Origin of the sequence: Kitasatospora sp. NPDC048722 (assembly GCF_040650235.1) — a bacterium.
Classification (GTDB): Bacteria; Actinomycetota; Actinomycetes; order Streptomycetales; family Streptomycetaceae; genus Kitasatospora.
Map to the genome: position 1 here is coordinate 137,305 of NZ_JBEZGX010000001.1, position 23,620 is coordinate 160,924.

Sequence of the window (23,620 nt, forward strand, 5' to 3'; positions counted from 1 at the left end):
GGACGTGAGTGACGCTCTATCGGGACCCCGGCACCGCTCCGGGGCACACCGCCGGTGCGGCGCCCGCCACCCGAAACCGCGCGTGGCGACGCGTACGTCTGAAGGTGGAGAGGCTACCCCGTGGGATGGAGGCGTGATCACGACCTCGTGGTGACGCCCCGGCCGTCCGGCGCGGGCCAGGATGGATGCACCGGCCGGGGGAACTCCACGGGCCGAAGCGGAACACTCGACACCCGCACCGACAGCGGACTCGGAAGCCGGACAGGGAGAGGGCAGGCGGACATGAAGGGCATCGTCAGCAAGGTCGCGCTCGGAGTCGCCGGAACGGGCATGGCAGTCGCCGTGGCCGCCGTCGTCATCGGCCCACGCGTGTCCGAGTGGTACGACGGCCGCCACCAGGAGCAGGTCTCGTACGCCACCGGCAGCGAGGCCAAGGCCGACCGCCACTCGATGCCCGGCTGGCTGCCCGACAACGCCTCCGCCGTCCGCTACCTGATGTCGACCACCGGCGACGACCGCCTGCTGCGCGCCACCCTCCCCGAGGGGCGGCTGCCCGCAGGCTGCACCACCGGGCTGGCCGGCAAGGGGGTGCACCCGGTGCCGGCGTCGCTCAAGGCGGGCTGGTTCCCCGAGGGCGTCGCGGGCAAGGCCACCGGCACCTGCGGGCACTACAACGTGATGCTCTCCGGCAACCAGCTCTACGCCTGGCAGGACGGGGCCGCCGTCCAGGCGGCCATGAGGGCGGAGCGCCCGGAGAAGCACTGAGGCACGGCCCCGGGCCGTTCAGCGGGTCCTTCAGTGGACGGTCTCCCGGGGTCGTCCCCTCGGGGTCGTCCCCCGGGTCGTTCACGGGCCTGCCGGGCGCACGGGCCCCTGGGCGGACGGGTGAACGGTCCGGTGCCCCCGCTGTCGGAGCGGGGCCGGGCTGCGATAGGACGGAGCGTGGACAAACCCGTCCCGCCCCGTCCAGCGAGGGAGCCCCATGCCCGGCCCCGGCCCCGGCCCGAGTGCCGACCCGTCCGACGAGACGCCCGGCCCCACCTCCGGCCCCACCGCCGACCTGTCGTCGCCCCCAGCCGGGGCACCGGCGGCTCCGGCCGCTCCGGCGGTCCTGGCAGGGCCCGACCGGGGTACCGTCGCCGTGCTCGGCGGCCTGGTCGCGCTCGGCCCGCTGACCACCGACCTCTACCTGCCGGGCCTGCCCGCGATCGCCGACGACCTCGCCGCCGATCCGGCCGCGGTGCAGCTCACCCTCACGTTCTCGATGTTCGGGGTGGCGGCCGGACAGCTGCTGTTCGGGCCGCTCAGCGACCGCTTCGGACGCCGCCCGCCGCTGCTCGCCGGGCTCGTCGTCTACACCCTGGCCAGCACGGTGTGCGTGATCGCGCCCGATCTGCCGCTGCTGATCGCCGCCCGGTTCGTCCAGGGTGCGGCCGGGGCCGCCGGTCTGGTCATCGGACGGGCCGTCGCCCGGGACCGCTTCCAGGGCGTGGCGATGCTCCGGTTCCTGGCCTCGATCACCCTGATATCGGGACTGGCGCCGATCCTCGCGCCGATCATCGGGGCGCAGCTGCTCCGGGTGACGTCGTGGCGCGGCACCTTCGGAGCGCTGACGGCGCTCGGGCTGCTGCTCGCGCTGGTGGCGTTCGGCGCGCTGCGCGAGACGCTGCCCGCCCAGGCGCGGCACGGCGGCGGGTTCGGCTCCACCCTGCGGACGATGGGCGGGCTGCTGCGCGACCTGCCGTTCCTCGGGCTGATGCTCACGGGCACGTTCGGCTTCGGGGCGTTGTTCGGGTACATCAGCGGGTCGTCGACGGTGCTGCAGCACGTCTACCACGTGTCGCCGCAGACCTACAGCCTGCTGTTCGGGCTGAACTCGGTGGCCATCGTCGGGATGACGCAGATCAACGGGCGGGTGCTGGCGCGGCGCTTCACGGCGGGCGCGCTGATGCTGGCCGGGCTGGGTGTGGCGGTGGTCGCGGGTGTGGCGCTGGTGCTGGTGACGACGGTGTGGGACTTCGGGTTGTTCGGGGTCTGCCCGGCGCTGTTCGTGATGATGGGCAGCATGGGAATGATCCTGCCGAACTCGGCGGCGCAGGCGCTCAGCCTGGTCGAGCCGCAGGCGGCGGGGACGGCTTCGGCGCTGCTGGGGACCGGCAACTTCCTGTGCGGGGCGCTGGTCGCGCCGCTGAGCAGCCTGGGCGGGCGGCCGTCGGCGGTGCTGCTGGCGGTGGTCGTGCTGTCGAGCGTGGTGCTGTCGAGCGCGGCGTACGTGGCACTGTGCCGGCCGTGGCAGGCGCGGGCCGAGGCCACGGGACACCCGGGGAGCCCGGCGGGCTGAGGGCGGCGGACGTCTGACCGGGGTGGCGGACGACGAACAGATGACAGCTGACAGATGTTGAAATCTGTCAGCTGTCATCTGTCGGCTGTTACCGGTCACCCGTCAGCCGGCCCCCGTCAGCCGATCGCGAAGTCGTCGCCGTACACGGTCCCCTGCCCGTACCACCCGTGCAGGTAGACCGTCACGGCGCCGGTGGCGCCAGTGGTGAACGGGACGCTCAGCTTGGTCCAGCCGGCGGAGTTGGTCCAGGTGCTGGCGTTCGCCCCGCCGCTGACGCCGAGGTAGGCGTAGTTGCCCTGCACCCAGCCGCTCAGCGTGTAGCCGGTGTTGGGCTTCAGGGTGACGGTCTGGGCGCACTCGCCGGTCTGACCCTCGGTCGGCGCTGCCTGCAGCGCGTACGAGCCGGAATGGACCGGCGTGCTCACCACGGCGCCCCCGCTCTGGCAGGTCCACGGGGCGAGGGCGCCGCTCTCCAGGCCGCCGTTGGCCAGGCCGCCGGGAGGCGGCGTGGTGCCGGTGACGGTCAGCGTGTAGGTGGCGGTGTGCGTGCCGGAAGGAGCGCTCGCCTTCACCGTCAGCGGGTACGTCCCGGCGGCGGCCGCCGCCGTCGTGGTGACGTTGAGCGTGGCGCCGTTGCCGGCCGTGACGCTGCCGGGGGTGACGGTGGCGGTGACGCCCGCCGGGGCGCCGCTCACCGAGAGGCTGACGCTCTGCGCCGCGCCCGACGTCACGGCCGTCGCGATCGAGGCAGACGTGGAAGAACCAGCGGCCACCGTGCCGGAGTTCGGGTTGGCGGCCACCGAGAAGTCGTTCGTCGCCGGCGTGCCGCTCGTGAACGGCGCGAAGACGTGCGTGAAGTCCCAGGTGTTCTGGGTGATCCCGGAGCAGGAGTCGTTCCCGGCCGTGCCCGGGCAAGTTCCGTTGTCGCGCTGGAGCGCCCAGAAGGACAGTGTGTTGATGCCCTTCGACACCGCCCAGTTGTACACGGTGGTCGCGTTGGCCACGGTGAAGGTCTCGGCCGCGCCGTAGTCGTCGATGCCGACCATCTCGGTGATCCCGATCGAACCCCACAGCTGCGCCGGGGACTTGCCCGGGTAGAGCGTGGCCAGCTGGTTGTACAGGCCCTGCGCGGAGGTCTGGGTGTCGGCGGCCATGTCGTGAGTGGCGCCGTCGTAGTAGTCGAAGGTCATCATGTTGACGACGTCGATCCGCGCGTTGTTGCCGATCGCGTTCCGCAGCACGGAGAGCCCGTTGTCGGCCAGTCCGCTCGTGGTGGTCGGCAGCGTGTACGAGAACTGGACGGACCGGCCGTTGGCCGCGGCCCAGTCCTGCACCAGCTTGATCGCCTTGTTGCGGCGGTCGATGCCCGCCGAGTCGGTGAGCGAGTTGTCCTCGATGTCGAGGTCGATCCGGCTGATGTCGTACGTCGTGACGAGGCTCTCGTAGGCGGCCGCGATCTGGTTGACGTCGGTGCAACTGTCGGCGATCTCGGTGCCGTTGTGGTCGGCCGTGTAGCCGCCGAAGGACGGGATCACGTCCCCGCCGTTGGCGCGGATGGTGGCGATGTCGGCGCCGAAGGTCGAGGAGGAGACGGGCTTCGAGGTGTCGCCGTTCCAGTACGGGGTGCACGAGCCCTTCGCGGAGGCCTGGAGGAAGGCCATCGTCAGGTACTTGGCGCCGGACTGGGCGGCCAGCGTGGCGGGGCTCTGGCCGGTCCAGGACTCGAAGTAGGGGGCGAAGACCCGGCTGGGCAGCGGGGTCGCGGCCTGGGCGGATCCCGTCCCGGCGGCGACGAGGCCGGCCGAGGCGGCCAGCGTGGCACAGGCCGTCAGGGCCGCCTGGATGGTTCTGCGTAGACGCATCGATTCTCCAACAGGCATGGTGGGGCAGGACGTTGGGGCGGCGCAGGGACGTGCGGGTCGCGCGGCGGGGAGCGGGGCGGAGTGCTCGGGGCAGGCGGTGTCCACGGACTCGCGCGGCGGCGAACGGCGGTGCGGGTGGTGCGGACGCGCGCACGCCGGGCGGGTTCGGGGGTGGAGCGGAACAGGGCAGGGCGGTGCCTCAGCCGCCGGTGGTCACACCCCCACAGTGCATCCCGGCCGGATCGACATGCTTATGGTTGGACTAGACCACTTCTCTGTCAAGGCGCCTCGCGGTTCGTCACCGCACGGCCCCGGCCGCACCGGGAGCCGCCGAAGGCGGCCGGCCGGAACCCCGGGCCGGATATTGGATTGTGGACACCGAACCCCGTCCGGAAGGATCGGACCCCAGTCCGACAGGACGCCCGACACGGCACCACACCCACCCCGGAGGCACACCCCTGTGACGACCCCCTCGCTGGACGAAGCCTGGCGCCACCTGGAAGCCGGCGACCCGCAGGCCGTCCTGCGCGAACTGCGCACCCTCGCCGAGGACCTGCCCGCCGCCCAGGTCGCCCCGCTGGTCCAGCGGCTGGCCGCCGGCAGCGGCTTCGACGACCTGGCCGAGGCGGCCGCCCGCGTCACCACCGCGAGCGGGGCAACCGCCGGCAGCGCCACTGGGGTCGGAACCCCCGACGCCGTCGCCCTCTACAAGTACGGCTACGCCTGCGTCGAACGCGGCGCCGCCTTCCTCGCCGCACCCGCCCTCGCCGAGGCCCTGCGCATCGCCACCGCCGAGGTCCGCGCGGGCGAGAAGACCAAGCGGGGCCTCTTCGGTCGCAGCAAGCCGCGCCCCGACAACCGCCTGCCGATCCTCGCCGAACTCGTCTCCGCGCTGGAGGACGAGGAACGCCACGCCGAGGCCGCCGCCGCCCTGCAAGCCCACGAGCCCGTTCTGCGAGACTGGCCCGAGCGCTACCTCCTCGCCTACAACGCCCTGATGGCCGGCGACCGGACCACCGCCCGCACCACCCTCGACCGGCTCTGCGCCCCCGACGACCAGTGGCGCCCCGCCGCGGACCGCGTGCGCCGAGCCCTCGGCCGCGCCGATGCCGTCGAGGCCGCCGCGCCCACCACGGACCCGATGAGCCGTCAGGACCTGCGCGGCTGGCACTTCGCCCTCACCGGCGGCCTTCTCGCCACTCTCTCCCCGTACGGGTTCACGGCGGGCATGACCGGCCGCTACGCCTTCCTCCAGGACTCCTACGGCCTGTGCCGGCACGGGCTGGAGCGGCTTCGCCTGATCCTGGACGCCGCCGGCGTGCGCCCGCAATCGGTCTCGCTGCTGCCGGGCCGGGCCGACCGCGCCCTCGGTCTCGCCGCCGCCGCACTGCTCGGCCTGCCCGCCCGCCCGTACCAGCCGGGCACCGGGGACACCGTGGTCGTGGCCTACGACCTGAGCGACGTCGAGGGCATCGGCCCGGAGACGCTGACGGCGCTGCGCACACGCTCCGCGGGCGAGGTGCTGTACGAGCACGCGACCTGCTGGACCGACACGCCGCCGGTCACCGCGGACGTGAGCGGCCTGCTGGGCCAGACCGTCGCCCCGCCGTGGCGGATGCTCGGCAACGAGCCGGACGAGCGCCCGGACGAGGAGCTGACGGCCGAGATCCTGGCCGCCGACCCGGCCCCGGACGCCGGCGACGGCGAGACCCCGTCCGACCCGGACGAGGCACTGGCGGCCTTCGCCCGCGCGGTACGCGAGCGCTGGCTGGACGGCCCGCGCGACCGCTGCCGCACGAGCGGTCCGGTGCCCAGCTCCCGCTTCCGGTAAGGCTGTCGGGTGCGGGCGTCCGAGGTGCCGCGGCCGCGCGTCTGCTGACGACGCGCGGCCGCGGCGGCCCGGCGCTCAGGACACCGGGCGCGCGGGGGCACCGCGCCGGGTCAGGCCGGCGGCGGGCAGAGGGTCGCGCGCAGGGCCTCGTTGATCTTCGCGGCCTTGTCCGGTCCGAAACCCTGCGGGTGGTCGGGTGCGGTGAAGCGCTGGTCGGCCAGTTCGACCAGCTTCGCCTTGTCCTTGGGGAACTGGTACATCGACTGGCACTGGCTTCGGGCCCGGTCGACGGCCTGGTCGGGCTTGCCGCCGACGATCGCCGGGTCGATCGCGTCCAGCGCGGCGACCAGCTTGGCGGTGACGTCGGTGCCCGGTTTGGCGGGCATTCCGGCGTCGGTGGGCGGCGCGGGCTTGGCCGGCGCCGACCCGCCCGTCGTGCCGGAACCGGCAGTCGCGCCCGATCCGCCGGACGCGTCCCCGGCGGCGGAGCCCGTCGAGGCGTCCGCGGTCGGGGTGGCTCCGGGGGCGGGTGTCGCGGCGGCGGCCGAGGTGGGGGAGGCCGCTGCGGACGTGGAGGCGCCGGTGCCCGCTCCTGAGCCCGAGGCAGAATTCGAGCTGGAGCTGGAACATGCGGCGAGGCTCACCGCGGCGAAAGCCGTGAGGGTGGCGGCGAGGAGACGAGTGCGCATGGCGTCACACTGTCATGTTCGCGGCGCGGGAGGGAAGGCCCCCAGGCGGGGCAACGGTGAGCGGCGAACAGATAACAGCTGACAGATGTTGAAATCTGTCAGCTGTTATCTGTCGGCGGTCATCCGAAACCCGTCAGCCCAGCCCGTTGGCCTTCAGCCAGTCCTTGGCCACCGCGGACGGATCCTCCTTGTCGACCGACACGCGCTTCATCAGCGCCGTCAACCCGCTCGTGTCGAGCTTGGCCGACACCGCGTTGAGCGCGGCCGTCGCCGTCGGCCCCACGGCGGCCTTGTTGACCAGCGGCGTGACGTTCTGCGCGCCGAAGGCGCCCTTCGGGTCGGCCAGCGGGACGAGCTTGAACTGGACGATCTTCGGGTCGGTGGTGAACACGTTGCCGACCTGGACGGCGCCGTCCTTGAGTGCGTTTGCCGTCGTGTCGCCGGTGGGCTTCCACTCCTTGAAGGTCAGCCCGTAGACGTCCTTGAACTGCTGCTCGCGGCGGGACTTGAACTCCGGCGGCCCGCCGATCGTGAGCTCGCCCGCCTTGGCGGCCAGGTCGGCGACGGTCTTGAGCCCGAACTTGTCTGCGGTCTCCTGAGTGACGCTGAGGGAGTCCTTGTCCTCGGCGGGTGAGGAGTCCAGGATCCCGAGCGAGGCCGGCAGGGTCTTGGCCAGTGCCGCGTTGACGTCGTCCTTGGCGGTGGCGGTGGACTTGGCGTCCAGGTAGGCGAGCAGGGCGCCGTTGTACTCGGGCAGGACGGTGAGGGCGCCGCTCTGCAGCTGCCCGTAGAGCACCTCCCTGCTGCCGATGTTGAACTTCTCCTCGACCTTGACTCCCTTGGCCTTGAGCGCCTGCGAGTAGATCGAGCCGAGCAGCACGTTCTCGGGGAAGTTCGCGGAGCCGACCACGACGGTCCCGCCGTCGCCGGCGCCGCCGCTCGCGCCGCCGGCCGCCGCCGAGGGCGAGCCGCCGTCGAGCGGGTTGCCGCCGGAGGAGCCGCAGGCGGTGGCGCCGAGGGCGAGGGCGGCGAGGGTGCCGAGGACGGCGGCGCGCCTGGTTCTGCGAATTGTCGACATGCTGACAGATGTCCTTCCGAGACGATGGGGACAGAGGTTTAGGGGACCGGCCGTGGAGCCGCGTCAACAGGCCCAAGGCAGCGAGCCCGAGTCAACGGGCCCGAGCCAGCGGGCCGAAGTCAGCGGGTCCGGTCGGCGGCCCGGCGCTGGGCGCGCACCCCGCGCGGCAGCGCGTACCGGGCGAGCAGGACGAAGAGCAGCTGGGCGGCGACCGCGAGCAGCACCACGAGCACCGCGCCGCCCGCCGTCACCGCGTACTTGCGGGTGGCCAGCCCGTCGAACACGTACCGGCCGAGCCCGCCGAGCCCGACGTACGCGGCCACCGTCGCGGTCGCGATGACCTGGACGGCCGCCGTGCGGAAGCCCGCCAGCAGTGTCGGCGCCGCGGAGGGCAGGCACACATGCCACAGCACCTGCGGGTGGGTCAGCCCGATGCCGCGCGCCGCGTCGCGCACGTCCGGGTCGGTGCCGCGCACGCCCTCGACGGCCGCGACCAGCAGCGGCGGGGCCGCGAGCGCGACCAGCGGGACGAGCACCGCCGTGTCGCCGACCCCGGCGAGCAGCACCGCGAGGGTGACCAGCCCCAGGGTGGGCAGCGCGCGGGCGAACCCGGCCAGCGCCGTGACGGCGGTGACGCCGCGTCCGGTGTAGCCGATCAGCAGCCCGAGCGGGACGGCGATGAGCGCGGCGAACAGCAGCGCCTCGCCGGAGAACGCCAGGTGTTCGGCGATCCGGTGCGCGATCGAGTCCGGACCGCTGCGGTGATTCGGGTCGGAGAAGAAGTCGCTCAGCCAGGAGAGCCAGTTCACCGGACTGCTCCCTTCTCGCGGACGGCCCAGGGCGCGAGCAGCCGCCGCGCCCCCACCAGCACCAGGTCGACGGTCAGCGCGAGTGCCGCGATCAGCGCTATGCCGGCCACGATCGGGGTCGGGAAGGTGCGCTGGAACCCGTCCATGAACAGGTAGCCGAGCCCGCCACGCCCGACCAGCGCGCCGACGCTCGCCAGCGAGATGCTGGACACCGCGGCGACCCGCAGGCCGGCGATCAGGTACGGCACGGCGGCGGGCAGTTCGACGGCGGTCAGCCGGTGCCACGGCCCGTAGCCCATGGCGGTGGCGGCCTGCCGGACGGCGTCCGGCACGGCGCGCAGCCCGTCCACGGTGGTGGGCAGGAGCACGGCGAGCGCGTAGAAGGTGAGCGGGATCATGACGGTGGCCTGGGTGGCGAGGCCGGTGTACGGGATGAGCAGCATGAAGACGGCTACGGCGGGCAGCGCGTAGACGACGTTGAAGACGGCGGCGAGCGGCTGGTACGCGCGCGGGTAGCGGGCGCAGGCCAGGCCCAGCGGGACGGCGACCAGCAGGCCGATGAGTACCGGGACCAGGGCGATCACGGCGTGGTCGGCCAGCAGGTTGCCGAGGTAGCCGAGGTGGTCGCCGATCCAGTACCAGCGGACGATCGGTTCATCGTCCACCGGTGGCTCCGTCCTCGCCGTCCGCCGCGCTCTTCGCGTCGTCCTTCGCCCTGTCCTTCGTCCCGTCCTTCGCGAGTGCCCCGGCGTCGCCCGGGACGGCGGCGGTCGTGCCGCCCGGAGCCGTCAGGGCACGGAGGACGGCCTCGCGGTCCGCCGTGCCGGTGGCCCGGCCGTCGGAGTCGAGGGCCACAGCGACCCCGGCGGGGGAGAGGACGGCGGCGTCGAGCGCGGTGCGCAGCGTGTCGGTGTCCGACCGGTAGCCGGGGGCCGGGCGCAGTTCGGCGGTGGGGGCGGCGCGGTCGATCCAGCCGATCGGGCGGCGCTCGTCGTCCAGTGCCAGCTCCCAGTCGCCGAAGCGCAGTCCGCCGGCCAGTGGGCGGGTGGAGACGGTGCTCGCGGGGCGCAGGCCGAGGCCGCGCAGGCCGCGGTCGCGGCCGAGGAAGGCGGCCACGTCGTCGTCGGCGGGCGTCGTGAGCAGGGTGTGCGGGTCGGCCAGCTGGGCGATCCGGCCCTGGCCGCGCAGCACGACGACCTGGTCGCCGAGCCGGACGGCCTCCTCGATGTCGTGGGTGACGAACAGCACCGTCTTGTGCAGTTCGGACTGGAGGCGCAGCAGTTCCTCCTGGAGCCCGGCGCGCACCACCGGGTCGACGGCGCTGAACGGCTCGTCCATCAGCAGCACAGGCGGGTCGGCGGCCAGGGCGCGGGCCACGCCGACGCGCTGCTGCTGGCCGCCGGAGAGCTGGAACGGGTAGCGCTTGGCGGTTTCGGGCGCGAGCCCGACCAGGTCGAGCAGTTCGGCGGCCCGGGCGCGGGCCCTCTTGCGGTCCCAGCCGAGGAGGTAGGGCACGGTGGCGACGTTGTCGATCACCTTGCGGTGCGGGAAGAGCCCGGCCTGCTGGATCACGTAGCCGATGCCGCGGCGCAGTTTGGCGGGTTCCAGCCCGGCGACGTCCGCGCCGTCCAGCAGCACCCGGCCCGAGGTGGGCTCGACCATCCGGTTGACCATGCGCAGGAGGGTGGTCTTGCCGCACCCGGACGGTCCGACCAGGACGGTTATCCGTCCGGTCGGCACGTCCAGGTCGAGGCCCTCGACGGCGGTGGTGCCGTCGGGGTGGCGCTTGCCGGCGCCGTCGAATCTGATCACGGGGAGTTTCCTCGTCCGGGCGCCCCTCGGTGGCGGCGCCGTTGGTCGGTCTGTCGTCGGTTCTTCGGTTGATGGCGGTTTGTCGACAAACGATGGCGGTGCGGACCGCGGTGGTGCCTGTCGGATCTCCTGCCCGGGCGTTCTTCCGCCCGCGTGGCTGCCCAGCTTCGGACCGGCGGAAACTCTGATCAGACTATGACCTGCATCATCTCCTGTCCCTGATTTACCACCTGGCACGCGGAGCGGGGCCGCTCCGGCAGGGCTCCGGCGGGGCGTCAAACCGGCCGGCCGCGCGGCTGTTCAGCCACGTGGCCGTCAGCCACCGGGCTGTTCAACCGCCCTGACGGATCGGAAGTCCGGCCGCCGCCCAACCGACGAACCCGCCGTCCAGGTCGGTCGCCCGGTGCAGCCCCAGCTCGCGCAGCGACGCCGCGGCCAGGCTCGACGCGTACCCCTCCGAGCACACCACGATCCACTCGACGTCGTACCCCGACGCCTGCGGGATCCGGTGACCGCCCGTCGGGTCCAGCCGCCACTCCAGCACGTTGCGTTCGATGATCAGTGCCCCGGGGATCTCCCCCTCCGCCGCCCGCTGCGCCGCGGGACGGATGTCCACCAGCAGTGCGCCGTCCAGCTGCGCCTGGTACGCCTCGCGGGCGCGCGGGCGGTACACGCCCTCGCGGGCCCGCTCCACCAGGTCGTCGATCGTGGTCACCACTGTTCCGGTCCTTCCTCAGAGGTGCGGACGAGCCCGCCGGCCCGCAGGTCGTAGTGCGCCATCGAGCTCAGCGGGGGCGAGTAGGCGTGCAGGGTGACGGCCGGGCCGGACGCCGTGTTGCGCACGTCGTGCACGTACTCGGGGCCGAAGGCGCGGGCCGTTCCCGCCGGGACGCGGCGGATCAGCAGGCCCTGGTCCGGGCCGCCGAGCGAGAGCTCCTCCAGTTCGCCGAGGGCGACGGTGAAGGCGCCGCGCGAGCCGCCGTGGTCGTGGAAGCCGGTGGACTGGCCGGGCAGCCAGCTGATCAGCCACACCTCGTGGTCGTCGTCGGCCACCAGGCGCCGGTACCAGCGATCGTCCGTCGACAGGCGGACGTGGTGGATCCACTGGTCGGGCCGTTCGGCCAGCTCGCGGACGATCGCGCGCAGGGTGTTCGGCGTGAACGGCGCGCGGGTTTCCCCGACGCCGTTGGTGGTGACGGCATCGGTGCGGGCAACGGTGGGTGGATGGTCGGGGGCGAGGTCCAGGCTCATGGGGCGTCCTCGGGTGCGGCGGGAACGTCGGGAGGGTACGCCCGCCGTCCGGGAGCCGCGGTGGACCGGTGCCGATGGAGCGGCACGGCAGCGCGAGGGGTGCACCGGGCGGAGGCGGGCTTCAGAACTGCGGATGCGGGTGCGCGGCGCGGGCCCTGGCAGACGTCACAGGGCGGAACCGGCGCGGAGGGGCAAGGTCAACAGGCACACATGGAGCTCGCCTGGCGTCGCAGATCGACGTGCAGGCGGCAGACCAGGGCGGTGCCGGAATCCATGCTCCGGATCCTTCCCGACCCGCGTGGCGGGAGTCAAGCGGGACCCGCGGTCCGTCCACACCCCGGACGAAAGCCGCTCACACCTCGGACAGCTCCGCTCCTTGCGCCCCTCGTCTCCAGGCCCGCGTCACCCCTCGGCCGGGCGCCGCGGAGCCGGGGGAGTGACGGGCGATCGGGCCGTGTCGGCGCTGCCGGGCGACTGCGCCGGTACGGGCCCCGCCGCGGTGCCCGTCACCCCCTGCGCCGCCAGGGCGGCCTCGACCAGCGGTGCCGCTTGATCGCCCAGATAGCGGCCCAGCGTCTGGTACGCGTCGAACTGCCGGTGGTCGAACCACTGGTCGCTGGTCAGGTCGTTCGGGAACGCCGCGTTGCCCACCGCGTAGGACAGCAGCTCGTACGGCATGTCGGCGGTCAGGACGGCCTGGACGACGATGAGCGTGCCGCGCCGGGCGTCATCGCTTCTTTGGGATCCGTCCTCCCCGGATCCGCCCTCCCTGGGGAGACCCGCGAGCGGCACCGGATAGTGGATGTCCCCCGTGACCACCGCCCGCTCCGACAGCCGCGCGGACAGCTGCGCCGCGAGCCCCCGCAACGGCTGCGGCCCGTCCGCCGGCGCCCTGCCGTCGGCGGCTGCCGCCTGTGCCGCCTGTGCCGCCTGTGCCGCCTGCGCCACGTGCTCCGCGGCGCTCCCCGGGATCAGCACCTCCGGCTCGTGCAGCGTGATGACGACGCCCAGCTCCTCGCGTGCCAACGTGATCGCGGCGGCGAGGTTGGCCGCGTACCCGGAGTCGCCGCTGGCGTCGATGCAGACCGCCGTCCGGACGCCGTGGCGCAGCAGCTCGACCAGGCCCAGGTTCTCGTAGTGCCCGCCGTCGGTGGTCAGCAGGAACCGGTCGTCCATCGGGAACCGCCCCGTCAGCTCCCGCAGTTGGTACTGCAGCCGCCGCACGGCCGGCTGCGCGGGGCGCCGCCAGTCAGGCACGCCGGACCAGTCCGGGCCCAGCACGGCCGGGTTGGGCAGCCAGGTGCCGAGCCGTGCGTTGGTGACCGCGAACAGCCCCTGGTACGCCTTGGACTGACGGCCCATCGCCGAGGAGAACGCCGCTCCCGAGACGGCCATCGCCGACTGCACGGTGAGGTCCCGGGCGATGTGCCGCCGGGTCCGCCGCTCCAGCAGGTCGGTGCGCGCGTAGCCGACGTCCGGACCGCCCACGTAGTCGTGCGACAGCGTGAAGGACACCGCCCGGCGGCCCGGCGGGGTGCGGGTGTCCCCGGAGAGGTTGGCCGCCGCCGAGAAGATCACCTGGGGGAAGTCCGGGTGCCGGGCGCCGTAGTGGCTGAGCCACGTCTCCTCGCGGAAGAAGTCGTACGGCCGGGCCACCACCGCTCCGCCCTCGGCGACCCGGCGGACCGCGAACGCCCTTGCCAGCCGCAGCCGGTAGAACGGGTGGAGGCTCAGCCACGTCTGGTCCAGGTTGAGCCCGACCGCGCCGAGCACCAGTGGCAGCGCCACCTGGACGGCCGTCGGCCACGCGTACCCGGTCGCGACCGCCCAGCCGAGCGCGAGCAGCGATCCGGCCGACAGGGCCGCCAGCGCCGCCCACACCACCACGTACTGGGGGAGGTTGGCGGCGAGGCCACCGCCGAACCGGCCCGCCCCGCGCAGCGCCCCGGTGACGGCCGCCGCGCCCCGGCGGATCGTCCGGCGGTCGCGCCAGAGTATGCCGAGCAGCAGCGCGAGGTAGCTGAGCACGACGGTGACGCTGAGCCCGGCGCCGGTGAGCCGCGGACCCGCCGCCAGCGCGGCCTGGAGCCGCACCGCGCTCCACGCCAGCGCGGGCACCGCGAGGACGCCGGTGGCCACCAGCGCGGCCAGCGCGAGGCTGCCCTGGAAGAGCCGACGGAGCACGCGCGGCAGCACGGCGTCCCAGCCGAGCGGGGGGAACACGAGCACCGAGAGCAGCCAGCACGCGGCGGCGGTGACGAGCAGGGCGGTCAGGACGGCGACGGCGGGTGCGCGGAAGTCCAACTCCCCCGGCGATCCCGTCCCGCCGGTGCGCAGCCCGGCCGCCGCCAGGCCGTCCAGCGGGGTGACCGGCACGAGCCGGTAGAACCGGCTGAGCCCGAGGCCGATCACCAGGACGGCGGTGAGCAGCAGTGTGAACGCCGAGATCACGCCGCGCAGCAGCGTGCCGAGGGCGACCAGCCACTCGCCCGAGCCGTCGGCGACGTACTTGCTGTGGCGGCGGAGGTGGTCCTCCTCGGGGGAGCCGGGCTCCAGCACGGTGTCGGCCGTCAGGCCCGAGACGGCGTGCACGGGGGCGCCGGGCGCGGAGTCGCTGAGCGCGAGCTGCATCGCGCCGACCGCGTATCCGCCGCCCGAGACGGAGACCAGGTACCGCGCCCGTCGGAGCCATGGCCGCAGCGACTGGAGCGCGCCGAGCGTGACGCAAGCCGAGCGGATGCCGCCGCCCGAGGCGCAGAAGCCCAGCTCGGCGGGTTCGCGCCCCGGCGGCACCCGGGAGCCGTCACGCCAACGGACCTGGCCGGCCCGGGCGGTGGCGTCCGCGCGGGCCTCGGGGCGGGAGCCCGGAGCTCCGGCGTTCGGCGGCCAGAGTGCCCCGTGCGTGGTGACGACCGGCCAGGGCGGGATCAGCGCGGGGTGGTCGGGGGAGTCGCCGGCGGTCGCGCCCGCGTCAGTGTCCGTGTCCGCGCCCGGGGCCGTGGCGGGTGGACGGGCCCGGACCCCGCGCACCGCTCGAACAGCGGTGACGGCGAGCACCCCTGCCGCCGCGGCCCCTGCGGGCAGGAGCAGCAGCCACGCCGTGGCGGCCAGCCCCGAGGCGACGGCGAACGGCCCGTCCGAGCCGCCCGGGCGGTCCAGGGCGCGGGCGAGCAGGCCGTCCGCCGCGAAGGCGCAGCACGCCGCGAGCAGCCCGGCACCCCCGGCGGCGAGCGCGGTCAGCCGCCAGCGCGCCCGCCCGAACACGTACAGGCCGAGCAGCGCGGCGGCGACCAGCGTCAGACCGGCGCCGGCGGTGAGCCAGGCGTCGGCCCGCAGGGCGGCCGGCCCGTCCCCGGCACGGCCGCCGAGCGCCGCCAGCGCGGCCGTCCGCGAACCGGCCAGCCGCAGCGCCACCACCCCGCCGGGCGGCGCCATCCGGCGGAACACCAGACCGCCGAGGGCGAAGGGCAGCAGCGCGCCGAGCGACAGCAGCAGACCCGCCCACGCCGGCACGGCGGGCGGTCCGGCCGGCGGATCCGCTCGCCGCGCCCACGCGAGCAGGCGGCCGGGACCGTGCCCGGGCGGCGCCTTGCGCACCGCCCTCCCGAGAGCCGTCGTCATGCCTGCCACCCCCTGGTCCCCGAGCCCGCACCGGTGGGCGCAGTAGCGCTGCGCCGCCGCACGGTAACGGTCCGCAGCTGCGTCCACGCGCCGTTTTACCCACCTTGGCCGGAACCGGCACCCGGGACGCCTGGATTCACTCGAATGAGTAAGGAGCGCACTCCCGGGGTAGATGACCGATTCCTCCCGTTCAGGCGGACCCGCGTGTCCGTGTAACAAGATCGCCCCGGACGCGTTACCCCCGACGTATTGTCAGGCCACCGAACCCGGCCTACGGTCGACAGATCGCTATTTCTACGCACGTAGACGCATGCCGCCGCACGCGGCTCCGCGTGGACGCACGCGGACGCCCTGCCACGCCTGCCGAGCGTGCGCGGGAAGGCGCGCGGAGACCGTGCCGCGACCCCGCACACCAGCCTGCGCGCCGCAGGCCAGAGCCACCCCGTCAACCCTCAGACCGCAGGCCCGGCTCCCCGGCCGGGCCCCGGAGTTGCGGAGGTACCCATGTCGCAGATCGTCCGTGCCGCGCTCGTCCAGACCCGCTGGACCGGCGACCAGGAGAGCATGATCGCCCTCCACGAGCGGTACGCCCGCGAGGCCGCCGCCCGGGGCGCGAAGATCATCGGCTTCCAGGAGGTCTTCAACGCCCCCTACTTCTGCCAGGTCCAGGAGCCCGAGCACTACCGCTGGGCGGAGGCCGTGCCCGACGGCCCCACCGTCCGCCGCATGCAGGACCTGGCCCGCGAGCTCGGTCTCGTCATCGTCGTCCCGGTGTACGAGGAGGAGCAGACCGGGGTGTACTACAACACCGCCGCCGTGATCGACGCCGACGGCGGCTACCTCGGCAAGTACCGCAAGCACCACATCCCGCAGGTCAAGGGCTTCTGGGAGAAGTACTACTTCAAGCCCGGCAACCTCGGCTGGCCCGTCTTCGACACCGCCGTCGGCAAGGTCGGCGTCTACATCTGCTACGACCGGCACTTCCCCGAGGGCTGGCGCGCCCTCGGCCTCGCCGGCGCCCAGATCGTCTACAACCCCTCCGCCACCAGCCGCGGCCTGTCCGCCTACCTCTGGCAGCTCGAACAGCCCGCCGCCGCCGTCGCCAACGAGTACTTCGTCGCCGCCATCAACCGGGTCGGCACCGAGGAGTACGGCGACAACGACTTCTACGGCACCTCCTACTTCGTCGACCCGCGCGGCCAGTTCGTCGGTGAGGTCGCCTCCGACAAGGAGGAGGAACTCGTCGTCCGCGACCTCGACCTCGGCCTGATCGAGGAGGTCCGCCAGCAGTGGGCCTTCTACCGCGACCGCCGCCCCGATGCCTACGGACCGCTCGCCGAGGCCTGAGGAGCACCCCGATGACCACTCCCGACCCCCGCCACCGCACCGTCATCCGCGGCGGCCTCGTCATCACCGCCGCCGACGAACTCCACGCCGACGTCCTCATCGAGGGCGAACGAGTCGCCGCCCTCGCCACCACCGGCAGCTCCGCCGCCGGGGCCTGGACCGCCGACACCGTCATCGACGCCGCCGGCCACTACGTCATCCCGGGCGGCGTCGACGCCCACACCCACATGGAACTGCCCTTCGGCGGCACCGCGGCGTCCGACACCTTCGAGACCGGTACCCGCGCCGCCGCCTGGGGCGGCACCACCACCATCGTCGACTTCGCCGTCCAGCCCGTCGGCGGCTCCCTGCGCGAGGGTCTGGACGCCTGGCACGCCAAGGCCGACGGCAACTGCGCCGTCGACTACGCCTTCCACACCATCGTCTCCGACGTCACCGACGGCGTCCTCAAGGAGATGGACGCTCTCGTCGACTCCGGAGAGTCCACCTCCTTCAAGCTCTTCATGGCCTACCCCGGCGTCTTCTACAGCGACGACGGCCGCATCCTGCGGGCCATGCAGCGCGGCGCCGCCAACGGCGGACTCGTCATGATGCACGCCGAGAACGGCATCGCCATCGACGTCCTCGTCGAACAGGCGCTCGCCGCCGGGCACACCGCGCCCCGCCACCACGGGGAGGTGCGCCGCGAACTCCTGGAGGCCGAGGCCACCCACCGGGCCATCAAGCTCGCCCAGGTGGCCGGCAGCCCGCTCTACGTGGTCCACGTCTCCGCCGCCTCCGCCCTCGCCGAGATCGCCCAGGCCCGCGACGCCGGGCTCAACGTCTTCGGCGAGACCTGTCCGCAGTACCTGTTCCTCTCCACCGACAACCTCGCTGAGCAGGGCGCGGACGGCTTCGAAGGCGCCAAGTACGTGTGCAGCACGCCCCTCCGGCCGCGTGCGCACCAGGAGGCCCTGTGGCGGGGGCTGCGCGCCAACGACCTCCAGGTCGTCTCCACCGACCACTGCCCGTTCTGCTTCGCCGGGCAGAAGGAACTCGGGCGCGGTGACTTCTCGAAGATCCCCAACGGCCTTCCGGGCGTGGAGAACCGGATGGACCTCCTCCACCAGGCCGTCGTCGACGGGCACATCACCCGCCGCCGCTGGATCGAGATCGCCTGCACCACGCCGGCCCGCATGTTCGGGCTGCACCCGCGCAAGGGCACCATCGCGCCCGGGGCCGACGCCGACATCGTCGTCTACGACCCCACCGCGGTGCAGACCGTCTCCGCCGCCACCCACCACATGAACGTCGACTACTCCGCCTACGAGGGACGTCAACTCACCGGTCGGGCGCGGACGGTGCTCTCGCGCGGCACCGTCGTCCTCGACGGCGGCAGGTGGCTCGGCCGCGCCGGACACGGCGTGTTCCTGCGCCGCGACACCTGCCAGTACCTGGTCTGACACCGCCCTTCCTTTCCCCGCCCTCCGGTCCGTCCGCCGCCCGGGCCCCTTCCGGCCCCGGGCGGCGGCCCCGTCCCTCTCTCTGGAGCCACCGATGGACATCGGCCTCGTCCTGCAGACCGATCCGCCCGCCCGCCTGCTCGTCGACCGGATGATCCGCGCCGAACGGGCCGGGTTCAGTCACGGCTGGACCTTCGACTCCTGCGTCCTGTGGCAGGAACCCTTCGTCATCTACAGCCGCATCCTCGCCGAGACCGAACGGCTGACCGTCGGCCCGATGGTCACCAACCCCTCCACCCGCACCTGGGAGGTCACCGCCTCCCTCTTCGCGACCCTCAACGACATGTACGGCAACCGCACCATCTGCGGCATCGGTCGCGGCGACTCCGCCATGCGCGTCGCCGGACGCCGCCCCGCCACCCTCGACCGGCTCTCCCACGCCATGCACGCCGTCAAGGAGCTGGCCGAGGGGCGCACCGTCGAGGTGGACGGCACCGAGATGCACCTGCCGTGGGTGCGGCCCGGCGCTTCCCTGCCGATCTGGATGGGGGCGTACGGGCCGAGGGCGCTCGCGCTGACCGGACGTCAAGCGGACGGATTCATCCTGCAGTTGGCCGACCCGTACCTCACCGAGTACATGGTGAAGGCGGTACGGGCCGCCGCCGTCGAGGCCGGGCGCGACCCCGACGGCGTCACCATCTGCGTGGCCGCGCCCGCCTACGTCACCGTCGACGACTCGCCCCCCTCACTCGCCCACGCCCGCGAGCAGTGCCGCTGGTTCGGCGGCATGGTCGGCAACCACGTCGCCGACCTCGTCAGCCACTACGGCGAGCACTCCGACTTCGTCCCGGACGCCCTCACCGACTACATCAAGGACCGCCAGGGCTACGACTACAGCCACCACGGCCGCGCCGGAAACCCCGACACCGCCTTCGTCCCGGACGGGATCGTCGACCGCTTCTGCCTCATCGGGCCCCCGGCGGCGCAGCTCGCACGGCTGGAGGAGCTCCGCTCCCTCGGAGTCGACCAGTTCGCCGTCTACGCGATGCACGACGCCGTCGAGGCCACCATCGACGCCTACGGGACGGACGTCATCCCGCAGTTGTGACGCGCGACCACGCCGTCGCGACCACGCCGTCGCGCCCACGACGGTCACGCCCTGCACGGACCACGCCCGGGAACGGATAGGGGAGTCACCCATGGCCGACACCGCGACCACCGGCGGCGGACAACTGCAGCACTCCGACGGACGGGTCGAACTCGACCCGTCCACCGGGGATTTGCCGCCGAACGGCTTCACCAACGGCGACCTGCGGCCCGTCCCGGTGGCACGGCGGACCTGGACCACCTACAACTTCCTCGCCCTCTGGGTCGGCATGGCCCACAACATCCCCTCCTGGACGCTCGCCTCCGGCCTCGTCGCACTCGGCATGGACTGGAAGCAGGCCGTCCTCACCATCGCCCTCGCCAACCTCATCGTGCTCGTACCGATGCTGCTCACAGGACACGCGGGCACCAAGTACGGCATCCCGTTCCCGGTGTTCGCCCGCGCCTCCTTCGGACTGCGCGGCGCCAACCTGCCCGCCCTCGTCCGGGCCGCCGTCGCGTGCGCCTGGTTCGGCATCCAGACCTGGATCGGCGGCGAGGGCATCTTCCTGCTCGCGGGCAAACTCCTCGGCGAATCCTGGCGCACCGCAGGCGAGTTCGGCGGCTACCCGTGGACGCAGTGGCTCTCCTTCCTGATCTTCTGGCTGATCGAGATGGCCATCATCGCCCGGGGCATGGAAACGCTGCGGCGCTTCGAGAACTGGGCCGCGCCCTTCGTCATCGTGGGCGCCCTCGCGCTCCTCGCCTGGATGGCCCTCAAGGCCGGCGGGCTCGGGCCGCTGCTCGACCAGCCGTCCCAACTCGGCTGGGGCGGCGGCTTCTGGAAGGTCTTCTTCCCGGCACTGATGGGCATGATCGGCTTCTGGTCGACGCTCTCGCTCAACATCCCCGACTTCACCCGCTTCGGCGGCAGCCAGCGCGCTCAAATCCGCGGCCAGGCCCTCGGCCTGCCCACGACGATGACGCTCTTCGCGCTGCTCTCCGTCCTCGTCACCTCGGGCTCGCAGGCCGTGTACGGAAAGCCGGTGTGGGACCCGATCGAACTCGCCGCGAGGATGGAGAGCCCGGTCGGCCTCCTCTTCGCGCTGCTCACCGTCCTGGTCGCGACGCTGTCGGTGAACATCGCCGCCAACGTGGTCTCGCCCGCCTACGACCTCTCCAACCTGCTGCCCAGGTTCATCGGCTTCCGGACCGGGGCGCTCGTGACGGGCGTCGTCGGGATCGCGGTCTTCCCGTGGAAGCTGATCTCCGACCCGCACGTGTACATCTACACCTGGCTCGGAGTGGTCGGCGGCCTGCTCGGTACGGTCGCAGGGGTGCTCATCGCCGACTACTGGGTGCTGCGCCGCACCCGGCTCCGGCTCGCGGAGCTGTACCGGCCGGGTGGGGCGTACTGGTACGCGGGCGGGTGGAACTGGCGGGCCGTGGCCGCGCTCGTGGTCGGCGGCTTGCTCGCGGTCGGCGGGTCGCACGGCGGGCCGTTCCCGGCGGACGGGCTGGTGCCGGCGCTCAAGCCGCTCGCCGACTACGGGTGGGCGGTCGGGTTCGCGGCGTCGTTCGTGTCGTACGGGGGGCTGGGGTGGCGGGGGAGGGGGCGGCTGGCGGCGGACGACTGACGGGTGACAGATAACAGATGACAGATTTCGAAATCTGTTACCTGTTCGTTGTCGTCCGTCGCCCGTCACTTGTCGCGCGCGCCGCTCCCCGTCAGCCGGCAGCCCGCTCGATCGCTGTGAGGACCTTCGCCGTGCCGTCCTCGGCGGCAAGCGTGGCGGCCACCCCGGCGGCCCGGTCGCGGAACCGGGGATCGTCGAGGGTCTGGCGGATGGCGGTCGAGAGGCGGGCGGCGGTGAGGTCGCGGAGGGGGACCGGGCCGGGGGAGACCCCGAGCCGGGCCAGGCGCGCAGACCAGAACGGCGCGTCCAGCTGGGCCGGCACCGGGACGGCCGGCGTGCCGCAGCGCAGGGCCGCGGCCGTGGTCCCGGCGCCCGCGTGGTGGATCACCGCGGCCACCCGCGGGAACAACCAGTCGTGCGGGGTGTCGCCGATCGTGAGCACGTCGTCCGTGTCCGCCGCGGTGAGCTCGCTCCACCCCGACTGCAGGACGGCGCGCACCCGGGCGGCGCGGACCGCCGCGAGGACGGTGGCGGTCAGCCGCTCCGGATCGGGGACGACCAGGCTGCCGAACCCGACGAACACCGGAGGCGGGCCCGCCGCGAGGAAGTCCAGTAGGCGCTCCGACGGCTGCCATCGCTGGTCCGGGCACGGCCACCAGTACCCGGCGACGCCCAGGCGCGGGTGCCAGTCGGTGGGTCGCGGAATGACGGTGGGCGAAAACCCGTGCAGGACCGGGTGGTTGTGCCGTGCGCGGGCGATGCTGAGGCGCGGCAGGCCGAGGCGGCGGCGCAGCGCGCGGACGGCGGGGGCGAAGAGCTGGTCCGTCGCGGTCTGGACGGCGTGGCCGGCGAGCAGGTTGCCGGGCCCGCCGAGCGATCGGGTTCCCGTCACAGCCGGTGCGAACTCCCTTGTGGGAGCCATTGGTTGGAGGTAGAGCCCGATGCTCGGAACGCCGGCGGCCTCGGCGGCGGCCTGGCCGAGCGCGCTGGTGGTGCTGGTGGTGAGCAGGAGGTCGGTGCCGAGTGCGGTGGCGTCGGCGATGCCGTCCCCGAGCGCCGGCATGAACTGACGTCCCAGGCGAAGAAGTTGGAGTACCGCAAGTGGTCCCGAGCCGGTTTTCAGGAGGCGCCGCCCCTCGGCCGAGGCGAGGGCGGCCCGTGGGTCCACGGGCAGCGGGCGGAATTCGAGCCCGGCGGAACGCACCTGGTCGGCGAACGTGGTGTGCGTGGCGACGGCGACCTGGTGCCCGGCCGCTCGCAGGCGGGTGCCGAGTCCGGTGAATGGGGCGACGTCGCCCCGCGATCCGGCGGTGGCGATCAGGATGCGCATGGCCGCAGTATCCCGGCGCCGCCGCCGTGCCGGGAGGGTGCCACGCCCGTGCGTCCGTCCTGTGGCTGTCCGTGGGCGGGGCCCGGTCGGCGATCGTCCGCCAGTGCGTGATGGAACCAGCGGACGCCCTCGGGCGTCCGTACCGGCAGAGCGGTCGGACGGGGCCGTCCGCTGGAGAACGGGAGGGCACATGAGCATCGTCGCCTGGATCGTGCTGGGCCTGATCGCGGGAGGCCTCGCCAAGCTGCTGCTGCCGGGGAGGGACCCTGGCGGCCTGATCGTGACGACCCTGATCGGCGTCGCCGGGTCCTTCGTCGGCGGCTGGATCTCCGCGCGCTTCCTGCACCGGCCGGTGGCGACGCACTTCTTCGACCTGGCCACCTGGGCTTCGGCGATCGGCGGCGCGCTCGTGCTGCTGATCGTCTACCGGCTGCTGTTCGGCAACTCCCGCCGCTGATCCGGCTCGGCGGCCGGTGGGCGGCGGCCGGGCGCCGAGCCGGTCAGACGGTCGCCGACAGCTCGGCGACCCAGTGCGGCAGGTCCTCGCGGGCGGCCAGCCAGGTGGCGGGGACGTCGGCTAGGCCGGTCCGGGCGGCGACCACCCCGGCGGCGATGGCGCAGGTGGTGTCCTTGTCTCCCCAGCCTTCGAGGGTGTGCCAGACGGCGTCGGGCAACGAGTCCAGGTGCCCGGCGGCGGACCACAGTGCGAACGGCACGGTGTCCGGTGCGGACAGCTGGAATCCTGAGCCGAGCACGTTCGCGGCGTGCCGGACACTGGTGTGCTCCGGCAGTCGGGCGGCGATCCGCAGGCCGGAGCGCACGTCGCTGTCCCGCAGCCGCCCGGCCACCTCGGTCAACAGCTCGGCGCGGGAGGGCGCGTTCCGGCCCCGACTGCGGGCGGCGAGCGCCGCGGCGAGTGCGACGGCCACCGAGCCAGCGACGGCCTCCGGGTGGAAGTGCGTGGTCAGCGCCTGGAGTTCGGCCTGCTGGGCCACCTCGTCCAAGTCGTCCGCGAACCACGCGCCGAGCGGTGCGACCCGCATGGCGGTGCCGTTCCCGTGGGAACCCTGGCCGTCGAACTGGGCGGCGGTGACGATCCGCCAGTCCTCGCCCAGACCGATCGCGCGCAGGACCCGGTGCATCGACGGGCCGTACTTGCGCCCGTACTCGCGGGCGTACTCCGCCGCGAAGTCCCGGGCCAGCACGTCCTGGTGGATCTCTCCGTGAGTCGCCAGGTGGCGGACGAGGACGAGTGACATCGCGGTGTCGTCCGTCCAGTGCCACGGCGCGGGCCGGGTGAGGCGCGCTGCGAGCGCGGCCGGCGCCTCGTCGAGGGGAACCGGGAACCAGCGGTCGCCGAAGGCGTCGCCGAGGGCGAGCCCGTCCAGGCTGTCGACAACGGGGCCGGTGGTACCCGCGCGCATGTCATCCTCCAAGTGAGATCAACCGTGCGCGGAAGTCTGCCCGAGCACCGGGCGGACCGG

The 23,620-nt window shown here is 73.4% G+C and carries 19 protein-coding genes; 8 read left to right on the forward strand and 11 right to left on the reverse strand.

The window, feature by feature from the left end; genetic code table 11:
• The first annotated feature begins 282 nt into the window (after nucleotides 1–282).
• Together AB0C76_RS00575 and AB0C76_RS00580 are read left to right on the forward strand one after the other, a co-directional pair.
• Nucleotides 283–765, forward strand: a complete 483-nt coding sequence (locus AB0C76_RS00575; protein WP_359957383.1) for a hypothetical protein — start codon at nucleotides 283–285, stop codon at nucleotides 763–765.
• A 217-nt stretch (nucleotides 766–982) separates the two neighbouring features.
• Nucleotides 983–2,341 (forward strand): multidrug effflux MFS transporter, encoded by a 1,359-nt coding sequence (locus AB0C76_RS00580; RefSeq protein WP_359957386.1) that lies wholly within the window; start codon nucleotides 983–985, stop codon nucleotides 2,339–2,341.
• Between the two features lie 116 nt (nucleotides 2,342–2,457).
• Here AB0C76_RS00580 and AB0C76_RS00585 read toward each other — a convergent pair whose 3' ends face one another.
• Nucleotides 2,458–4,203 (reverse strand): glycosyl hydrolase family 18 protein, encoded by a 1,746-nt coding sequence (locus AB0C76_RS00585; RefSeq protein ID WP_359957389.1) that lies wholly within the window; start codon nucleotides 4,201–4,203, stop codon nucleotides 2,458–2,460.
• A gap of 460 nt (nucleotides 4,204–4,663) precedes the next feature.
• Here AB0C76_RS00585 and AB0C76_RS00590 point away from each other — a divergent pair, with 460 nt between their 5' ends.
• The gene (locus tag AB0C76_RS00590) at nucleotides 4,664–6,034 is read left to right on the forward strand and encodes a hypothetical protein (protein WP_359957392.1); all 1,371 of its coding nucleotides are present in this window, start codon (nucleotides 4,664–4,666) and stop codon (nucleotides 6,032–6,034) included.
• A gap of 110 nt (nucleotides 6,035–6,144) precedes the next feature.
• Here AB0C76_RS00590 and AB0C76_RS00595 read toward each other — a convergent pair whose 3' ends face one another.
• The 8 genes from AB0C76_RS00595 to AB0C76_RS00630 form a co-directional block, all read right to left on the reverse strand.
• Nucleotides 6,145–6,420, reverse strand: coding sequence for a hypothetical protein (locus AB0C76_RS00595; RefSeq protein ID WP_359957395.1), 276 nt, complete (start codon nucleotides 6,418–6,420; stop codon nucleotides 6,145–6,147).
• A gap of 436 nt (nucleotides 6,421–6,856) precedes the next feature.
• Nucleotides 6,857–7,801, reverse strand: a complete 945-nt coding sequence (locus AB0C76_RS00600; RefSeq protein WP_359957398.1) for an ABC transporter substrate-binding protein — start codon at nucleotides 7,799–7,801, stop codon at nucleotides 6,857–6,859.
• A 119-nt stretch (nucleotides 7,802–7,920) separates the two neighbouring features.
• The gene (locus tag AB0C76_RS00605; protein ID WP_359957400.1) at nucleotides 7,921–8,610 is read right to left on the reverse strand and encodes an ABC transporter permease; all 690 of its coding nucleotides are present in this window, start codon (nucleotides 8,608–8,610) and stop codon (nucleotides 7,921–7,923) included.
• Nucleotides 8,607–9,275, reverse strand: a complete 669-nt coding sequence (locus AB0C76_RS00610) for an ABC transporter permease (RefSeq protein WP_359957403.1) — start codon at nucleotides 9,273–9,275, stop codon at nucleotides 8,607–8,609. The genes AB0C76_RS00605 and AB0C76_RS00610 overlap by 4 nt, the downstream gene beginning before the upstream one ends.
• On the reverse strand, nucleotides 9,265–10,422 hold the full coding sequence (locus tag AB0C76_RS00615) for an ATP-binding cassette domain-containing protein (protein WP_359957406.1): 1,158 nt from the start codon (nucleotides 10,420–10,422) through the stop codon (nucleotides 9,265–9,267). Before AB0C76_RS00615 ends, AB0C76_RS00610 begins: the two co-directional genes overlap by 11 nt.
• Nucleotides 10,423–10,753: 331 nt before the next feature.
• Nucleotides 10,754–11,140: a rhodanese-like domain-containing protein gene (locus AB0C76_RS00620; RefSeq protein ID WP_359957409.1), complete on the reverse strand. Its 387-nt coding sequence runs from the start codon at nucleotides 11,138–11,140 to the stop codon at nucleotides 10,754–10,756.
• On the reverse strand, nucleotides 11,134–11,673 hold the full coding sequence (locus AB0C76_RS00625) for a cysteine dioxygenase family protein (protein ID WP_359957412.1): 540 nt from the start codon (nucleotides 11,671–11,673) through the stop codon (nucleotides 11,134–11,136). Before AB0C76_RS00625 ends, AB0C76_RS00620 begins: the two co-directional genes overlap by 7 nt.
• A gap of 402 nt (nucleotides 11,674–12,075) precedes the next feature.
• Nucleotides 12,076–15,294 (reverse strand): hypothetical protein, encoded by a 3,219-nt coding sequence (locus AB0C76_RS00630; RefSeq protein WP_359957415.1) that lies wholly within the window; start codon nucleotides 15,292–15,294, stop codon nucleotides 12,076–12,078.
• A gap of 504 nt (nucleotides 15,295–15,798) precedes the next feature.
• Here AB0C76_RS00630 and AB0C76_RS00635 point away from each other — a divergent pair.
• The 4 genes from AB0C76_RS00635 to AB0C76_RS00650 all read left to right on the forward strand — a co-directional run bounded on the left by AB0C76_RS00635 (nucleotide 15,799) and on the right by AB0C76_RS00650 (nucleotide 20,806).
• Nucleotides 15,799–16,641 carry a nitrilase-related carbon-nitrogen hydrolase gene (locus tag AB0C76_RS00635; protein WP_359957418.1) on the forward strand — a complete coding sequence of 281 codons (843 nt, stop codon included), beginning with the start codon at nucleotides 15,799–15,801 and terminating at the stop codon, nucleotides 16,639–16,641.
• An 11-nt stretch (nucleotides 16,642–16,652) separates the two neighbouring features.
• Nucleotides 16,653–18,083: a dihydropyrimidinase gene (gene hydA / locus AB0C76_RS00640; protein WP_359957421.1), complete on the forward strand. Its 1,431-nt coding sequence runs from the start codon at nucleotides 16,653–16,655 to the stop codon at nucleotides 18,081–18,083.
• Nucleotides 18,084–18,177: 94 nt separating this feature from the next.
• Nucleotides 18,178–19,191: a TIGR03842 family LLM class F420-dependent oxidoreductase gene (locus AB0C76_RS00645; RefSeq protein WP_359957424.1), complete on the forward strand. Its 1,014-nt coding sequence runs from the start codon at nucleotides 18,178–18,180 to the stop codon at nucleotides 19,189–19,191.
• Nucleotides 19,192–19,282: 91 nt separating this feature from the next.
• Nucleotides 19,283–20,806: an NCS1 family nucleobase:cation symporter-1 gene (locus tag AB0C76_RS00650; protein WP_359957427.1), complete on the forward strand. Its 1,524-nt coding sequence runs from the start codon at nucleotides 19,283–19,285 to the stop codon at nucleotides 20,804–20,806.
• Between the two features lie 91 nt (nucleotides 20,807–20,897).
• Here the strand turns inward: AB0C76_RS00650 and AB0C76_RS00655 are convergent, their stop codons facing one another.
• Complete coding sequence (locus tag AB0C76_RS00655; protein WP_359957430.1) at nucleotides 20,898–22,136, reverse strand: glycosyltransferase; 1,239 nt, start codon at nucleotides 22,134–22,136, stop codon at nucleotides 20,898–20,900.
• 190 nt (nucleotides 22,137–22,326) lie between these two features.
• Between AB0C76_RS00655 and AB0C76_RS00660 the strand changes: the two genes are divergently transcribed.
• A complete protein-coding gene (locus tag AB0C76_RS00660; protein WP_359957433.1) occupies nucleotides 22,327–22,593 on the forward strand; it encodes a GlsB/YeaQ/YmgE family stress response membrane protein in 267 nt (88 codons plus the stop codon).
• A gap of 43 nt (nucleotides 22,594–22,636) precedes the next feature.
• Here the strand turns inward: AB0C76_RS00660 and AB0C76_RS00665 are convergent, their stop codons facing one another.
• Nucleotides 22,637–23,560 carry an ADP-ribosylglycohydrolase family protein gene (locus tag AB0C76_RS00665; protein WP_359957436.1) on the reverse strand — a complete coding sequence of 308 codons (924 nt, stop codon included), beginning with the start codon at nucleotides 23,558–23,560 and terminating at the stop codon, nucleotides 22,637–22,639.
• Between the last annotated feature and the right edge of the window lie 60 nt (nucleotides 23,561–23,620).

Bases quoted from the DNA above. Each gene is read 5' to 3' on its own strand.
- AB0C76_RS00585 (WP_359957389.1), bottom strand. From the start codon at position 4,203: ATGCGTCTACGCAGAACCATCCAGGCGGCCCTGACGGCCTGTGCCACG.
- AB0C76_RS00595 (WP_359957395.1), bottom strand. From the start codon at position 6,420: ATGCCCGCCAAACCGGGCACCGACGTCACCGCCAAGCTGGTCGCCGCG.
- AB0C76_RS00575 (WP_359957383.1), top strand. From the start codon at position 283: ATGAAGGGCATCGTCAGCAAGGTCGCGCTCGGAGTCGCCGGAACGGGC.
- AB0C76_RS00650 (WP_359957427.1), top strand. From the start codon at position 19,283: ATGGCCGACACCGCGACCACCGGCGGCGGACAACTGCAGCACTCCGAC.
- AB0C76_RS00630 (WP_359957415.1), bottom strand. From the start codon at position 15,294: ATGACGACGGCTCTCGGGAGGGCGGTGCGCAAGGCGCCGCCCGGGCAC.
- AB0C76_RS00625 (WP_359957412.1), bottom strand. From the start codon at position 11,673: ATGAGCCTGGACCTCGCCCCCGACCATCCACCCACCGTTGCCCGCACC.
- AB0C76_RS00665 (WP_359957436.1), bottom strand. From the start codon at position 23,560: ATGCGCGCGGGTACCACCGGCCCCGTTGTCGACAGCCTGGACGGGCTC.
- AB0C76_RS00655 (WP_359957430.1), bottom strand. From the start codon at position 22,136: ATGCGCATCCTGATCGCCACCGCCGGATCGCGGGGCGACGTCGCCCCA.
- AB0C76_RS00600 (WP_359957398.1), bottom strand. From the start codon at position 7,801: ATGTCGACAATTCGCAGAACCAGGCGCGCCGCCGTCCTCGGCACCCTC.
- hydA (WP_359957421.1), top strand. From the start codon at position 16,653: ATGACCACTCCCGACCCCCGCCACCGCACCGTCATCCGCGGCGGCCTC.
- AB0C76_RS00645 (WP_359957424.1), top strand. From the start codon at position 18,178: ATGGACATCGGCCTCGTCCTGCAGACCGATCCGCCCGCCCGCCTGCTC.
- AB0C76_RS00635 (WP_359957418.1), top strand. From the start codon at position 15,799: ATGTCGCAGATCGTCCGTGCCGCGCTCGTCCAGACCCGCTGGACCGGC.
- AB0C76_RS00660 (WP_359957433.1), top strand. From the start codon at position 22,327: ATGAGCATCGTCGCCTGGATCGTGCTGGGCCTGATCGCGGGAGGCCTC.
- AB0C76_RS00580 (WP_359957386.1), top strand. From the start codon at position 983: ATGCCCGGCCCCGGCCCCGGCCCGAGTGCCGACCCGTCCGACGAGACG.